This is a genomic window from Mycolicibacterium brumae, from assembly GCF_025215495.1.
GTDB lineage: Bacteria > Actinomycetota > Actinomycetes > Mycobacteriales > Mycobacteriaceae > Mycobacterium > Mycobacterium brumae.
Window position 1 is genome coordinate 2,464,577 of the sequence record NZ_CP104302.1, and the last position, 13,728, is coordinate 2,478,304.

Sequence of the window (13,728 nt, forward strand, 5' to 3'; positions counted from 1 at the left end):
CAGCGTGTACGACCAGGCATTCACCTCCGATTCCACCGATGTCGGCAGCCGGCTCGACCCGGTTCTGGCCCGCAGCTGGCTGCTGGTCAACGCCATCCACTTCGACCGGTTCGAGACCGCGCACCGGTCCCGCGCCGACGTCGTCGTACTCGACATCGAGGACGCGGTGGCGCCCAAAGACAAGGCGGCCGCCCGCGAAAACGTGCTGAACTGGCTGGCCGACGGGCACGACGACTGGGTGCGAATCAACGGCTTCGGCACCCAGTGGTGGGCCGGCGACTGCCAGATGCTGGCTGGCACGTCGGTCGGTGGCGTGATGCTGGCAATGGTCGAGTCCGTCGACCACGTCACCGAGACCGCGCGGATGCTGCCCGGGGTGCCCATCGTGGCGCTGGTGGAGACCGCGCGGGGACTGGAGCGCATCACCGAGATCGCGACCACCAAGGGGTGCTTCCGGCTGGCGTTCGGGATCGGCGACTTCCGCCGCGACACCGGTTTCGGCGACAATCCGGCCACCCTGGCCTACGCCCGGTCCCGGTTCACCATCGCCGCCCGGGCCGCTCACCTGCCCAGCGCCATCGACGGGCCGACGGTCAGCTCCAATCCGCTGAAACTGTCCGAGGCGACCGCGGTGTCCGCCGAGTTCGGGATGACCGGCAAGATCTGCCTGAGCCCCGATCAGTGCCCGCCGGTGAACGCCGGGCTGTCCCCGTCGGTCGACGAGATCGGCTGGGCCAAGGAGTTCTTCGCCGAGTTCGAGCGCGACGGTGGGCAGATCCGGGACGGCTCGGACCTGCCGCGCATCGCCCGGGCCACCAAGATCCTGGATTTGGCGCGGGCCTACGGGATCGACGACGACGCGTTCGGTTACGACGAGCGCGGGCACCGGCCGGCGCCGTCGGACACCTACCACTTCTAAGCGACTAGACCTGCCGGTCCCGGCCGGCCAACGTCCCCGCGCCGACCTGGACCAGATACACCGCGAGCACCATCAGCCACGGCACGGTCCAGCTGCCGGTGACCTCGTGCAGCACACCGAACATCAACGGTCCCAGACCGGCGAACAGGTAGCCGATGCCCTGGGCCATGCCGGACAGCGACGCGGTGGTTTCGGCGTCGCGGGCCCGCAGCGCGATGACCGCCAGTGCCATCGAGAAGGCGCTCAGCCCGAACCCGACCAGCAGGCTCCACAGCACCGGCGCGGCCGCGGGCGCGACCAGCAGCCCGACGATGCCGGCGATGCCGGTCACGCCCATCGCGATGATCCACCCGCTCTGACTGCGCCGTTGAGCGGCCAGCGGGATGATGAACAGGCTGACCGGGACAGCGAGCACCGAGATCAGTCCGAGCAGCAGCCCGGCGGACCGCTGGCTGATCCCGTTGTCGATGAACACCTCCGGCAGCCACCCGAAGATCACGTAGGCCAGGAACGACTGGCAGCCGAAGAAGACCGTCACCGTCCAGGCCAGCGGGTTGCGCAACAGCCCCCGCACCCCGGATCCGCGGGCGGTCTCGGCGGGCCGGATGTCTTCGATGCGGTTGGCGCCGAGCACCCAGAACAGCCAGGCCAGCGCGGCGAGCACCGCCCAGGACGCCAGCGCCGGCCGCCAGCCGCCGAGCGCGTCCGCCAGGAACGGCGTCCCGGCCGACCCGAGCGCGCCGCCGCCCTGCAGCGCCGCCGAATAGACCCCCGTCATCACCCCGATCCGGGTCGGGAACGAGCCCTTGATGACGACCGGGATCAGCACGTTGGCCAGCGCGATGCCGGCGCAGGCCGCCAGGGTGCCGGCCAGCACCACCCCCGGGCCGCCGAGCACCCGGACCGCCGCGCCGACGGTGAGCACCGCCAGGGCGACGGCGATGGTGCGACCCAGGCCCAGCCGTCGGGCCAGCCACGGCGCCGCCAGCCCGGCGCCGGAGAAGCACAGCACCGGCAGCATGGTGAGCACGCCGGCCCAGACCGCCGAGGTCCCTAGGTCGGCGCGGATGTCGCCGAGCACCGGCCCGACACTGTTGACCACCGGGCGCATGTTCAGCGCGGCCAGCACGACGGCGGTGACCAGCAACCCGCCGCCGGCGGCCATCGCCGCGGGCGGCAGTTCTATCGCGCCGTCGAGCTCACATTCGCGGTCGCGCTCGCGTTGGTGTCGGGGGTCCACCCGGCCATGGTGTCACCCGTGTCTGGGGCGCAGGCAATCGGATTTCAGTCGTCACGACTGTGGTCGTGACGATCGAGCCAGGACCGGCGCAAGGCCCGGGCGGCGGAGAACCCGGACAGCGCCGCCAGCAGAATCAGCGCCACGAACAGCGGTAGCCAGCGGACACGGTCGTGGTCGACGTGCCACCAGACCACGGCGAACGCGAGGGTGCACAGGAACATCAGCACGTCGCGCAGGTTGCCTTGATACGACAGCGCGAAATCCCGCAGATCGCGGGCCCGGTCCACCCCGGCGACCAGATCGTCGATCCGCATGTCGATGCTGTTCTGCAGGGCGGCGCGACGCTCGGTCTGCTCGGGTGGCAGCCGCTCCAGCAGGTCCATGTCGGCCTTGATGGCCGCCCGCACGTCGGGGCCGCCCTTGACGTTCCCGGCGAACAGGGCCAGCAGAATGCCGCCGAGGATCGGCGCGGTTCCCATCGCCAGGTCGGCAAAAGCGGCCATGTCGCTCTCCTGGTGTCGGTGGGTCGTCGCTGCGCACACTACCCGGACCGGGCCGGGGACACGCGTTCCGCTGATAGCCTGTCGGCCGTGAAACAGGGAGGGCAGCGGGTTTCGAGGGCCGGTTCCGTACCGGTTTCGCCGTCGGCGTCGCGGCCGCGCATGTCCGAGATCCTGCGGCACGACGTGCCCGCGTCGCTGGTGGTGTTCCTGGTCGCGCTGCCGCTGTCGCTGGGCATCGCCTACGCCTGCGGCGCGCCGCTGATGGCCGGACTGATCGCCGCCATCGTCGGCGGTGTGGTGGCCGGGGTGCTCGGCGGCGCGCCGATGCAGGTCACCGGGCCGGCCGCCGGCCTGGTCGTGGTGGTGGCCGGCCTGATCGACCAATTCGGCTGGGCGATGACGTGCGTGATCACCATCGGCGCCGGGGTGCTGCAGATCGTGTTCGGGCTGACCCGCGTCGCCCGTGGCGCGCTGGCGGTGGCGCCCGTGGTGGTGCACGCGATGCTGGCCGGAATCGGTGTCACCATCGCGTTGCAACAACTGCACGTGCTGCTGGGCGGCTCGCCGAAGACGTCGGCGTGGCAGAACATCCGCACCCTGCCCGACGATATCTCGGCGCTGCGCTGGCCCGAGTTGGCGATCGGTGTGCTGGTGATCGCCGTGTTGCTGCTGTGGCCGAAGCTGCCACCGCGGCTGCGGGTGATCCCCGGCCCGATGGTCGCGATCGTCGCCGCGACCGTCGCGGCGCTGGCGCTGCACCTGTCGGTGCAGCGGGTCAGCCTGTCCGGCAGTCTGCTCGACGCCATCGGGTTGCCCGCGCTGCCCGCGACGGCCCCCGACGGGGCGCCGTGGCGCACGGAGTACGGGGCGATCGCGCTGGGGATGCTGACCGTCGCGTTGATCGCCAGCGTGGAGTCGCTGCTGTCCGCGGTGGGCGTCGACAAGCTGCACACCGGCCCGCGCACCGACCTCGACCGCGAGTTGATCGGCCAGGGTGGGGCGAATATGGTCTCCGGCGCCCTCGGTGGGCTCCCCGTCACCGGGGTGATCATCCGGGGTTCGGCGAACGTGGCGGCCGGGGCGATCACCCGCGGGTCGGCGATCCTGCACGGCGTGTGGATCCTGCTGTTCGCGGTCGTCGCGCCCGGACTGATCGAACTGGTCCCCACCGCGGCCCTGGCGGGCCTGCTGATCGTGATCGGCATGCAGCTGGTGAAACTCGCGCACATGCGGCTCGCCCGACGCACCGGCGATTTCGTGGTGTATCTGGCGACCATGCTCGGCGTGGTGTTTTTGAATCTGCTCGAGGGCGTCGCGATCGGGCTGGGCATCTCCATCGCTCTGCTGTTGTGGCGGGTGATGCGCGCGCAGATGCGGGTGCGCCCGGCCGGGGTCGGCGCTGCGGATTGGGAAGTGGAGCTCGACGGGACACTGAGCTTCCTGTCGCTGCCCCGGTTGTCCAAGCAACTCGCGGAGATCCCGCCGGATGCCCGGGTCACGCTGACTATGAACGCCGACTACATCGACCACGCGATCTCCGAGGCGATCGCCGACTTCAAGCGCGCGCACGAGGCCACCGGCGGGACGGTCATGGTGATCGAGTCCACGCACGCCAAGCTTCATCACGCGCATGCCGCGCCGCCGCAGCGCCACTTCATGTCCCGCGCATTGGGTTTCGCGCCGTGGCGGTCCTGGCTGCCGTGGGAGGGCTACGACGGCGGTTCGGTGCTCGACGGCATCGGCGAGTACAACCAGCGGGCGGCCGCTGCGCTGCATCCGCTGATCAGAGACCCATCGGCGATCAAAGACCCGGACGCGCTGTTCCTGACCTGCACCGATTCGCGGGTGATGCCGAACGTGATCACCGCGAGCGGCCCGGGTGACCTGTTCACGGTGCGCAATGTCGGCAACCTGGTTGCGGTTGACGACGAGTCACTTTCTGCGGCACTGGATTTCGCCGTGCGGACGTTGGGCGTGAGTTCTCTCGTGGTGTGTGGGCATTCGTCGTGCGGCGCGATGAACGAACTGCTCTCACTCTCCGAGGATTCCGGCACCCCGATGTCGCACTGGCTGGCGCACGGCCGCGACAGCCTCGACGCCTACCGCGGCGGGCACCCCGGGCAGCTCGACGCCGCGGCGCGAGGGTTCGCCGCGCCCGATCAACTCGGCGTGGTCAACGTGGCTGTGCAAGTGCGGCGATTGCGGAGTCATCCGCTGCTGGCCGAGTCTGTCGCCCAAGGGCGGATCGAGGTGCTCGGGGTGTACTTCGACGTCGCCACCGCGCACGTCTACGAGGTCGACGCCGACGGGATCACCGAGGACCGACTGCCCTCCCCCGCCCGCTCGCGCGCAGCAACCGAAGACCGTTGAGCCCCACCAGGATCGTGGAGCCTTCGTGGCCGGCCACCCCGAGTGGCAGCGGCAGGTGACCGAACAGGTCCCAGGCGACCAGCACCACGATGAAAGTCGCCGCGATCGCCAGGTTCGCGATCACCACCCGTCGAGCGCGGCGAGCCAACTCCACAACACCCGGCAGCGCGGCGAGGTCGTCGCGCACCAGGATCACGTCGGCTGTCTCCAGTGCCAGGTCCGAGCCACGCCGGCCCATGGCGACCCCGACGTGCGCAGCGGCCATCGCCGGGGCGTCGTTGACGCCGTCGCCGACCAGCAGCACCCGATCACCGTCGTCCTGCATTCGGCGCACCTCGGCGAGCTTCTGCTCGGGCAGCAATGCCGCCGACACCGACGAGATCCCGACATCAGAAGCCAATCGCGTCGCGGCGCTGTGGTTATCGCCGGTGAGCAGCACCGGCGAGGCGCCGGTCAGCGTTTCCAACTCGGCGATCACGGCGGCGGCTTCGGCGCGGGGCCGATCCGCCAGTCCCAGCACGCCGACGGCCACACCGTCGACCAGCACGACCACGACCGTCTGTCCAGCGCGTTCGAGTTCAACAGCCAGATCCGCCGCCACGACGTCGTCGGGTCCGAGTAACGCGGTGCTGCCGACGGACACCCGCTCAGCTCCGACCCGCACGGCCACACCACGCCCGGGAGTCGAAAGAAACTGGCCGACAGCCGGATTCACGTCGACGAGTCCTCGCATCCGGGCGGTGGAGACGATGGCGGCGGCCAATGGGTGTTCGGATCCACGTTCGGCGGCCGCGGCCAGCCCGAGCAGCTGATCATCGGTCATGCCGGAGAGCCCGCACACCGAAACCAGCACGGGCTCACCGGCGGTGAGCGTGCCGGTCTTGTCGAAGGCGACGCGGTCCACCTCGGCGAGCCGCTCCAGCACGACGGCGGATTTGATCAACACCCCGCGGCGGCCGGCGTTTGCGATGACCGCCAGCATGGGTGGCATGGTGGACAGCACCAACGCGCACGGCGAGGCGACGATCATGAAGGTCATCGCGCGCAGCAGCGCGGACTGCAGGTCCGCTCCGAACATCAGCGGGATTGCGAACAGGGCGAGGGTGGCGGCGACCATGCCCACCGAATAACGCCGCTCGACCTTCTCGACGAACAGTTGCAGGTTGGCTTTGCTTGCGCTGGCCTCCGCGACCAGGGCGGCGATCCGGGCGATGACACTGTCGGCGGCGGGACGGTCGACGCGAACCGTCAGGCTCCCGGATCCGTTCAGCGCGCCGGCGAACACCTCGTCGCCCGGGCACTTGTCCACCGGAACGGATTCGCCGGTGATGCTGGACTGGTCGACCGTGCTGACCCCGTCGATCACCACCCCGTCGCCCCCGATCCGTTCCCCCGGCCGGATCAGCAGAACATCCCCGGCGCCGAGTTCGGCGGTGGCGACGCGCTCTTCCTGGCCACGGGCCAGCCGCGTCGCGGTCGGCGGCGCGAGATCCAACAGGGCGCGCACCGAGTTCTCGGTCCGCATGGTGGCCAGCGCCTCCAACGCGCCGGAGCCCGCGAAGATGACGATCAGCAGTGCGCCGTCGAAGATCTGGCCGATGGAGGCCGCCCCGATCGCCGCGGCGACCATGAGCAGGTCGACGTCGAGGGCCCCGTTTCGCAGCGCGGCCAGCCCCTCGCGGCCGGGAATCCAGCCGCCGACCAGGTAGCAGACCAGGTACAGCGCCCAGTACAGCCAGGACGGCCCATCGGACAGTTGCGCAGCGCCGCCGAGGGCGAAGAATCCAATCGCGCCGATCGCGGCGCGCACCTCAGGTAGGGACCAGGCCGTCATGCGAGTCATTATATCTAGTTACTTGCGTATATTCGCAATTACGTTAGTAGTGTTGTGTTGTCGCAGTTCAGCAGCCCCGCAGCGCTATGCTCGATGACGTGCACGACTCGATTCCCGGTTTCTTCATGCCCAGCGACGACGACGTCGCCCGGGCGGCCGAGACGTTCCGGATGCTGGGCGATCCGACCCGGATCAAGGTGCTGTGGGCGCTGCTGCAGGGTGAGAATTCGGTGGCGTGCCTGGCCGAACTCGCCGAGGTGGCCCCGGCCGTGGTCAGCCAGCACCTCGCCAAGCTGAGGCTGGCCGGCCTGGTCAAGGGCCGCCGCGAGGGAACCTTCATCTACTACTCCGCGGCCGAGGACAGCGACGCGCTGCAGTTGCTCCGTCAGGCGCTCACCGGCGCCGCCGAGGCAGCGCAGAGATCGTGATCATCCGCCCCCTCTCCCCCGCCGACGAACCACGCTGGCGAATCCTGTTCGCCGGCTACCGCGAGTTCTATCGGCTACCCGAGTCCGACGAGGTGGTGGGCCGCGTTTGGGGCTGGCTCAGCGACCCAGGGCACGAGACCAACGGGCTGGTGGCTGAGATCGACGGCCGGGTCGTCGCGATCGCGCACTATCGGCGGTTCGCCCGCCCGTCGACCGGAACCGTCGGCCTCTGGCTCGACGATCTGTTCACCGATCCCGATGTTCGCGGCGCCGGCGCGGGCCGCGCTCTCATCGAGAATCTTCGCAGTATCGCTGCCGCAGAAGGGCTTTCGGTGCTCCGCTGGATCACCGCCGACGACAACCACCAGGCCCAGGCGCTCTACGACACCCTGGCCGCGCGGACCCACTGGGTGACCTACGACGCGACGCCCGGGGACTCAGTCCGACATCAGTGACGCGGCAACGGTCGCGCCGAGGTTCCAGCACGCCTCCAGGTCGTCCTTCGATGGCTTGCCCGACACGACGACCGTCTCCACGACCCGCTCCCAGCCGAGCCCGGCGGTGATCCCGTCGATCGCGCGCACCGCGCCCTCGACGCCCTCGTTGCCGTGCAGCCACACCCCGAACCGACGCCCCCGTCCCGAATCCAGCAGCGGGTAATACGAAAGGTCGAACGCATGCTTGACCGCCCCGGACAGGTAGCCGAGGTTCACCGGGGACCCGATCAGGTAGCCGTCGGCCTCCAGCATCTCGGTCGGCGAGACGGTCAGGGCCGGGCGGCGGATCACCTCGACCCCCTCGATCGCCGGGTCCGCGGCCCCGGACAGCACCGCTTCGAGCATCTCCTGGCAGTGCGGCGACGGGGTGTGGTGCACCACCAGCAGGGTTGTCATCCGGCGGCTTCCAGCTCGACCGCGCGGCGCATGGCGTCGCGTGCCCGGCTGCGATCACCGGCGTAGTCGTAGGCCCGCGCCACCCGGTACCAGCGGATCCAGTTGTCCGGGTCGGCGTCCAGTTCGGCGCGCACCGACTCGAACAGCTCGTCGGCGGCCTGCCGCTGGATCCGGCCGCTCGCGCGCCGCGGCAGTTCGCTGACGTCGAGGTCCATCCCGGCCTCGTCGGCCAGCCGGGCCAGCCGTTGGTGGGTCAGCCCGGCGCGCAGGGTGGCGACCAATGCCCACAATCCGATCAGCGGCAGCACCAGCACCGCGACACCCAGCCCCACCGCCGCCGGTCTGCCGTCGGCGACCATCGCGACGCCCATCCGGCCCAATGTCACGAAGTAGAAGACCAGCGCGACACAGAAGAAGCCGATGAGCAGTTGGGTGCGAAGGGATTTCACTTCAGATCGAGCAGTGGTTCGATGCCGATGGTCAGACCCGGTCGGGCGCCGACACCGCGCACGCCCAGCAGCACACCCGGCACGAACGAGGTGCGGTCCAGGCTGTCGTGCCGGATGGTCAGGGTTTCGCCCTGGGCGCCGAGCAGCACCTCCTGGTGCGCGACGAGCCCGCGAACACGCACCGAATGCACCGGGACGCCGTCCACGTCGGCGCCGCGGGCGCCGTCAAGCCCGGTGCTGGTGGCGTCCGGGTTGGGCGGCAGGCCCTGACGCGCGGCGGCGATCAACTGGGCGGTGCGGGTGGCGGTGCCCGACGGGGCGTCGGCCTTCTGCGGGTGATGCAGTTCGATGACCTCGACGGACTCGAAGTAGGGGGCGGCCTGGGCGGCGAAGTGCATGCAGAGCACCGCGCCGATGGCGAAGTTCGGCGCGATCAGCACGCCGACGTCGGGCCGGTCGGCCAGCCAGCCGCGAACGGTTTCCAGACGCTCGGCGGTGAACCCGGTGGTGCCGACGACGGCGTGAATCCCGTTGTCGATCAAGAACTTCAGGTTGTCCATCACCACGTCGGGGTGGGTGAAGTCAATCGCGACCTCGGTTCCGCCGTCGGTCAACTGAGTCAGCGGGTCACCGGCGTCGACCGCAGCCGACAGCTCCAGGTCCGAGGCGGCCCGCACCGCCTCGACCATCGTCGTGCCGACCTTGCCCCGGGAACCCAACACCGCTACGCGCATGCCGTCGACCTTATATGTCTTTAGATGTCCAGCACGATCCGCTCGCCGCGGCTGCGCGAGACGCAGACCAGCATCTCGTCGTCGGCCTCGGCGGTGCGGCCGTGCCGCTCCACCTCGCCGGCGAGCACGCCGACCTTGCAGGTGCCGCAGAAGCCCTGCTGACATGAGTACGGGGTGGTCGGGTCCTCGTCGAGCATGACCGCGAGCGCGGAGCGGTCCGCCGGCACCGACAGCACCTTGCCGGAGCGCGCCAACTCCAATTCGAAGGGCGCCCCGTCGATGATGGGCGCTGCGGAGAACCGTTCGTAGTGCAGCGGGGCGTCGGCGTGCGCGTCGCGCGATGCGCACCGATTCGAGCATCGGCGTGGGCCCGCAGACGTACACCGCCGTGCGCGGCCCGGCGCCCGCCAGCAGGTCCTCGGCGGTGGCGAAGCGGCCCTGTTCGTCGTCGGCCCAGACATCGACCCGACCCTCGCCGACAGCGAGCACCTCGTCGAGCAGCGGCATGTGTTCGCGGCTGCGGCCGGCATAGATTGCGCGCCAACCGATTCCGCGTGCGCGCGCTTTCCGCATCATCGGCAGGATCGGGGTGACGCCGATGCCGCCGATGACGAACAGCACGTCGTCTTCACAGGTGCCGAGGTGAAATCCATTGCGCGGCCCCTCGAAGGTCAGGGTGTCGCCTTCGTGGAACGCCTCGTGCATTTCGATGGATCCGCCACCGCCGTCGGCGATGCGGCGCACCGCGATCCGGTAGTCGGTGCGCCGGCCCGGCTCACCGCACAGTGAGTACTGGCGGACATGCCCGGAGGGCAGCCGGACGTCGATGTGCGCTCCGGGGGTCCACTCCGGCAGCAGTCCGCCCTGCGGCTCGGCGAAGGTCAGCGCCACCACGTCGGGGGTGACCATCTCGCGCTTGGTGATCACCGCGTCGATGGTCCGGCGCACCGGCGCGACCATGTCGGGCTTCCATCGGGAACCCGCGGTGATCAGCGTGAACACGCCGCCCACCGCCCAGGTCACGGTACCGAATCGATCGCGGTCCCGCCGGCCGTACAGGTCGGTGGGCCGGGACCGCCACAACGGATCAGCCATGGCTCCTCAGTCCCGGGCAGCGTCCGTCGCGTCGACCCATTCGGTGGTCAATCGTGCGATGACCTCGGGGTCGGCGGTGACGACCCAGTGGCCGCCCTCGATGGGCACCACGCGGCCGCCGTCGGTGAAACCGGCGTGGAACCGCTGCAGCGCCGGGGTGACGAACATGTCCATGGACGGAATCACCAGCTGGACCGGCACAGTGGTCCGCGGCGGATCGGCGGGCGGATTGAGGAACGAGCCGGGCATGTTGGCCCGGTACAGATTCACTCCGTTGACGTAGTCGCGCTCCGTGCGGGGCACCGATTGCGACGCCGGGCCCCTTCGGCCGATCCGCTCCAGATTGGTGAGCAGGCGCGGACCCCATTTGGATCGCCAGAACAGTTCGGGAACCTTGGGGGCCTGGAACAGCAGGGTGTAGTACGACGCCAGGCCTTGCTTGGCGATATCCACCAGGCTGCGCGCGTCGCGTGCCGACCGCAGGAACTTCCCGGCGTACGCCAGGTTCGGGCCGGAGATGGAGGTGTAGGACGCGATCTTCGGCATGACGGCCGGGTCGGTGACCACCGCCCAGCCTTGAATGGACCCCCAGTCATGGGCCAGCAGGTGCACCTGGTCGACGCCGAGGTGATCGATGACGGCGTTCGCGTCGGCGACCAACTGCGGGAAGAGGTATCCCGACCGGTCGGCAGGCTCGCCGGAATCGCCGGCGCCGCGAACGTCGTACGCGACCACATTGAACCGGGAGGAAAGGTCTTCGGCCACCCCGTCCCAGACGTGGTGGTTGTCCGGGTAGCCGTGGATCGCCAAGATGGTCGGCCGGGCGGGATCGATCTCGGTGTAGCGGTGGACCGCAAGGACGACACCGTCGGTGGCCGTCACGGTGGTGACGGCGGTTGGGCTGCTCATGATCTCCTCAGTGGGCGGCGCGGGCCGACGGCGACACGGCCAGGTAGTTGACCGCCTTGTCGATGCCACCCAACTCCGCGGGGTGGAAGCTGGGCCGGTAGTAGGCCGCGATCACCCGGGTGAACTCCTGCGGCTTGGGCAGCAGACCGCGTCGGGAGCATCGGAACCAATCCCGCCAGCGCGCCTTGGTCCCCGGCGGCAGCTCCGGGTCGATGGAGTACATGAAGCGCAGTCCGCGGACCCACAAGTAGAAGATCAGCGGGGTGACCAGCCACTGGGTGCGGACCTGTCGGAAGTAGCCGGCGTTGAGGTGCTTCATGACGTCGAACGCGACGGCCTTGTGTTCGACCTCCTCGGCGCCGTGCCAACGCAGCATGTCCAGCATGGCCGGATCGGTGTCCACCGCGTCCAACTCGGAGGCGTCCAGGATCCACTCGCCCAGGATGGCGGTGTAGTGCTCGATGGCGGCGATGATCGCGACCCGCTCCAGCAGCCAGGCCCGCTGGCGCCGCTCACTCCACTTCGGGCGGTTGCCGAGGACCTTGTCGAACACCCACTGCATCTGACGGGTGAACGGCGTCATGTCCAGGCCCTGCGCCCGGAAGTGTTCGACGACCTGCTGGTGGGTCTGGGAATGCATGGCCTCCTGGCCGATGAAGCCCTGGACGTCCAGCCGCAGCTGGTCATCTTTGATCAGCGGCAGAGCCTCCTTGAAGACCTCGACGAAGAACTCTTCACCGGCGGGGAGCAGCAGGTGCAGGACATTGCAGAAGTGGGTGACGAATGGCTCGCCCGGCACATAGTGCACCGGCAGGTTTGACCAGTCGTACTTGACGTCGCGTGCCTGCAAAACGATGTACTCATGATCCAAAGCCGCATCGTGCGGCCCGGCTGACCGATCGGCAACGCTGCTCATTCAGGCCTCCCAGGTTTACAAACAACCATCATATGTCGTCAATCTGGCTCATCCCAAACCAGGGTGTAGTCGTGGCCTGAATCCGCCGGTCTCCAGGAGCGCGCGGGCAATGTAGTTGGTGAGGTTGCGGAACCCCAGGGCTGAGCCGCGTAGGTGTTCCAGTCGGCCGTTGATCGCTTCGGTGGGCCCGTTGGAGGTGCCCGGCCGGTCGAAGTAGGCCAGCACATCAGCAGCACGGCTTTTCAAGGTCCGCCCGAGAGTGACGGCTTCGGCCAGCACGGTGGGCACCCCGGAGCCGAGCATGGTGATCAGCGCGGCCATCTTCTTACGGCCCGCCGCCCGGTCGGGGTGGCGGTAGGCGGCGATGACTTCCTGGTAGATCGCCCAGGTCGTCTGCACCTGGACGTGGCGATCGTCGGCGAACAGCGCGTCGAGGCGATTCTTCTGCTTGTCGGTGAGCAGATCTGATCCGGTGAGCAGGGTGCGGCGGGCCTTGTAGAGCGGGTCGGTCTTTCGGCCTCGGTGCCCACAGGTGGCCAGTTGGATGCGGCGGCGGCACTCATCGACAGCGTTGCCCGCCAGCCGCGCCACATGGAAAGGATCCATCACCGCGACGGCTTTCGGGACCTCCTCGGCGGCGGCGGTCTTGTAGCCGGTGAACCCGTCCATCGCCACGACCTCGACCTGCTCACGCCAGTCTTTGTCCCGTTCGGCCAGCCAGGTCTTGAACACCGATTTGGAGCGGCCCTCGAGCATGTCCAAAAGTCGTGCGGGACCGGTCTTTTCACGCACCGGGGTCAGGTCGATGATGACGGTGACGTACTTGTCGCCGCGGCGCGTGTGACGCCAGACATGCTCATCGACCCCGATCGCGGTGACCCCGTCGAAGCGGTCAGGGTCATCGAAGAGGACCCGTTTGCCTTCGGCCAGCACGGCGTTGTTGGCGGTGCTCCACGAGACGCCCAGAGCTTCGGCCACCCGCGCCATCGTCAAGTGACCGCAGACGACGCCGACCAGGGCCCAGCGCAGGGCGCGGCGTGACAACCGGGCCCGCGGCTCGGCCGCCGCACTGCTGTCTTGTCGCCACACATGCAGGCAGCCCGCGCAACGGTAGCGGCGCAGGGTCACCAGCAAGGTTGTCGGCCGCCATCCGAACGGCTCATGGGCCAGCTGGCGGGTGACGGTGTCACGGACCGAGCCTTGTTCGCCGCAGCGCCGACACCACGAGTCATCCGCACTGACCCGACAGGCCAGCACCGCCCGATCAGCGGTCACCCGCTGGCCGGTGGCCACCAGCCCGAGGTCATCGAGGCAACAAAAAGCGGACAGGTCAGGAGCGGCCAAAGCGGCCGCCGCGGTAGCGTCGAGCACGTCGAGGTCTTTCAGATGCGGTGTGTAGGAACCCTCATCTTCGAAAGACCTCGACCCTCATCCCGGC

General features: G+C 69.2%; 13 protein-coding genes and 1 pseudogene. 4 read left to right on the forward strand and 10 right to left on the reverse strand.

What is annotated here, in order from left to right; translation table 11 throughout:
* The first annotated feature begins 4 nt into the window (after positions 1-4).
* A complete protein-coding gene (locus L2Z93_RS11945; protein WP_090584942.1) occupies positions 5-919 on the forward strand; it encodes an HpcH/HpaI aldolase/citrate lyase family protein in 915 nt (304 codons plus the stop codon).
* A gap of 4 nt (positions 920-923) precedes the next feature.
* Here L2Z93_RS11945 and L2Z93_RS11950 read toward each other — a convergent pair whose 3' ends face one another.
* Together L2Z93_RS11950 and L2Z93_RS11955 are read right to left on the reverse strand one after the other, a co-directional pair.
* Positions 924-2,084, reverse strand: coding sequence for a CynX/NimT family MFS transporter (locus L2Z93_RS11950; RefSeq protein WP_090585009.1), 1,161 nt, complete (start codon positions 2,082-2,084; stop codon positions 924-926).
* Positions 2,085-2,203: 119 nt separating this feature from the next.
* On the reverse strand, positions 2,204-2,662 hold the full coding sequence (locus L2Z93_RS11955) for a hypothetical protein (protein WP_090584944.1): 459 nt from the start codon (positions 2,660-2,662) through the stop codon (positions 2,204-2,206).
* Positions 2,663-2,821: 159 nt separating this feature from the next.
* Between L2Z93_RS11955 and L2Z93_RS11960 the strand changes: the two genes are divergently transcribed.
* Positions 2,822-5,032, forward strand: coding sequence for a SulP family inorganic anion transporter (locus L2Z93_RS11960; RefSeq protein WP_090584946.1), 2,211 nt, complete (start codon positions 2,822-2,824; stop codon positions 5,030-5,032).
* Here the strand turns inward: L2Z93_RS11960 and L2Z93_RS11965 are convergent.
* The gene (locus tag L2Z93_RS11965; RefSeq protein ID WP_090584948.1) at positions 4,974-6,875 is read right to left on the reverse strand and encodes a heavy metal translocating P-type ATPase; all 1,902 of its coding nucleotides are present in this window, start codon (positions 6,873-6,875) and stop codon (positions 4,974-4,976) included. The two genes, L2Z93_RS11960 and L2Z93_RS11965, sit on opposite strands and share 59 nt — an antisense overlap.
* Before the next feature lie 89 nt (positions 6,876-6,964).
* On the opposite strand from L2Z93_RS11965, the gene L2Z93_RS11970 reads away from it, so the two are divergent.
* Positions 6,965-7,294: an ArsR/SmtB family transcription factor gene (locus L2Z93_RS11970; RefSeq protein WP_090585011.1), complete on the forward strand. Its 330-nt coding sequence runs from the start codon at positions 6,965-6,967 to the stop codon at positions 7,292-7,294.
* Positions 7,291-7,749 carry a GNAT family N-acetyltransferase gene (locus tag L2Z93_RS11975; protein ID WP_234785953.1) on the forward strand — a complete coding sequence of 153 codons (459 nt, stop codon included), beginning with the start codon at positions 7,291-7,293 and terminating at the stop codon, positions 7,747-7,749. The genes L2Z93_RS11970 and L2Z93_RS11975 overlap by 4 nt, the downstream gene beginning before the upstream one ends.
* Here the strand turns inward: L2Z93_RS11975 and L2Z93_RS11980 are convergent.
* From L2Z93_RS11980 to L2Z93_RS12010, 7 genes and pseudogenes are all read right to left on the reverse strand, one after another.
* Positions 7,732-8,187 (reverse strand): flavodoxin family protein, encoded by a 456-nt coding sequence (locus L2Z93_RS11980; protein WP_090584949.1) that lies wholly within the window; start codon positions 8,185-8,187, stop codon positions 7,732-7,734. The genes L2Z93_RS11975 and L2Z93_RS11980 overlap by 18 nt on opposite strands.
* Entirely contained in the window at positions 8,184-8,636 is a 453-nt protein-coding gene (locus tag L2Z93_RS11985; protein WP_090584951.1) for a tetratricopeptide repeat protein, read from the reverse strand. Before L2Z93_RS11985 ends, L2Z93_RS11980 begins: the two co-directional genes overlap by 4 nt.
* A complete protein-coding gene (dapB, locus tag L2Z93_RS11990; RefSeq protein ID WP_090584952.1) occupies positions 8,633-9,370 on the reverse strand; it encodes a 4-hydroxy-tetrahydrodipicolinate reductase in 738 nt (245 codons plus the stop codon). The genes L2Z93_RS11985 and dapB overlap by 4 nt, the downstream gene beginning before the upstream one ends.
* Before the next feature lie 20 nt (positions 9,371-9,390).
* Positions 9,391-10,465: pseudogene (locus tag L2Z93_RS11995) on the reverse strand (PDR/VanB family oxidoreductase).
* 6 nt (positions 10,466-10,471) lie between these two features.
* Positions 10,472-11,374, reverse strand: a complete 903-nt coding sequence (locus L2Z93_RS12000; protein ID WP_090584956.1) for an alpha/beta fold hydrolase — start codon at positions 11,372-11,374, stop codon at positions 10,472-10,474.
* 7 nt (positions 11,375-11,381) lie between these two features.
* Positions 11,382-12,290 carry a metal-dependent hydrolase gene (locus L2Z93_RS12005; RefSeq protein ID WP_090584958.1) on the reverse strand — a complete coding sequence of 303 codons (909 nt, stop codon included), beginning with the start codon at positions 12,288-12,290 and terminating at the stop codon, positions 11,382-11,384.
* A gap of 48 nt (positions 12,291-12,338) precedes the next feature.
* On the reverse strand, positions 12,339-13,661 hold the full coding sequence (locus L2Z93_RS12010) for an ISL3 family transposase (protein ID WP_090584960.1): 1,323 nt from the start codon (positions 13,659-13,661) through the stop codon (positions 12,339-12,341).
* Positions 13,662-13,728: the final 67 nt, after the last annotated feature.

What these genes read in the sequence shown, in the direction of transcription:
- L2Z93_RS11950 (WP_090585009.1), bottom strand. Translation starts at nt 2,084, where the DNA reads ATGGCCGCCGGCGGCGGGTTGCTGGTCACCGCCGTCGTGCTGGCCGCG.
- L2Z93_RS11955 (WP_090584944.1), bottom strand. Translation starts at nt 2,662, where the DNA reads ATGGCCGCTTTTGCCGACCTGGCGATGGGAACCGCGCCGATCCTCGGC.
- L2Z93_RS11960 (WP_090584946.1), top strand. Translation starts at nt 2,822, where the DNA reads ATGTCCGAGATCCTGCGGCACGACGTGCCCGCGTCGCTGGTGGTGTTC.
- L2Z93_RS11965 (WP_090584948.1), bottom strand. Translation starts at nt 6,875, where the DNA reads ATGACTCGCATGACGGCCTGGTCCCTACCTGAGGTGCGCGCCGCGATC.
- L2Z93_RS11980 (WP_090584949.1), bottom strand. Translation starts at nt 8,187, where the DNA reads ATGACAACCCTGCTGGTGGTGCACCACACCCCGTCGCCGCACTGCCAG.
- dapB (WP_090584952.1), bottom strand. Translation starts at nt 9,370, where the DNA reads ATGCGCGTAGCGGTGTTGGGTTCCCGGGGCAAGGTCGGCACGACGATG.
- L2Z93_RS12000 (WP_090584956.1), bottom strand. Translation starts at nt 11,374, where the DNA reads ATGAGCAGCCCAACCGCCGTCACCACCGTGACGGCCACCGACGGTGTC.
- L2Z93_RS12005 (WP_090584958.1), bottom strand. Translation starts at nt 12,290, where the DNA reads ATGAGCAGCGTTGCCGATCGGTCAGCCGGGCCGCACGATGCGGCTTTG.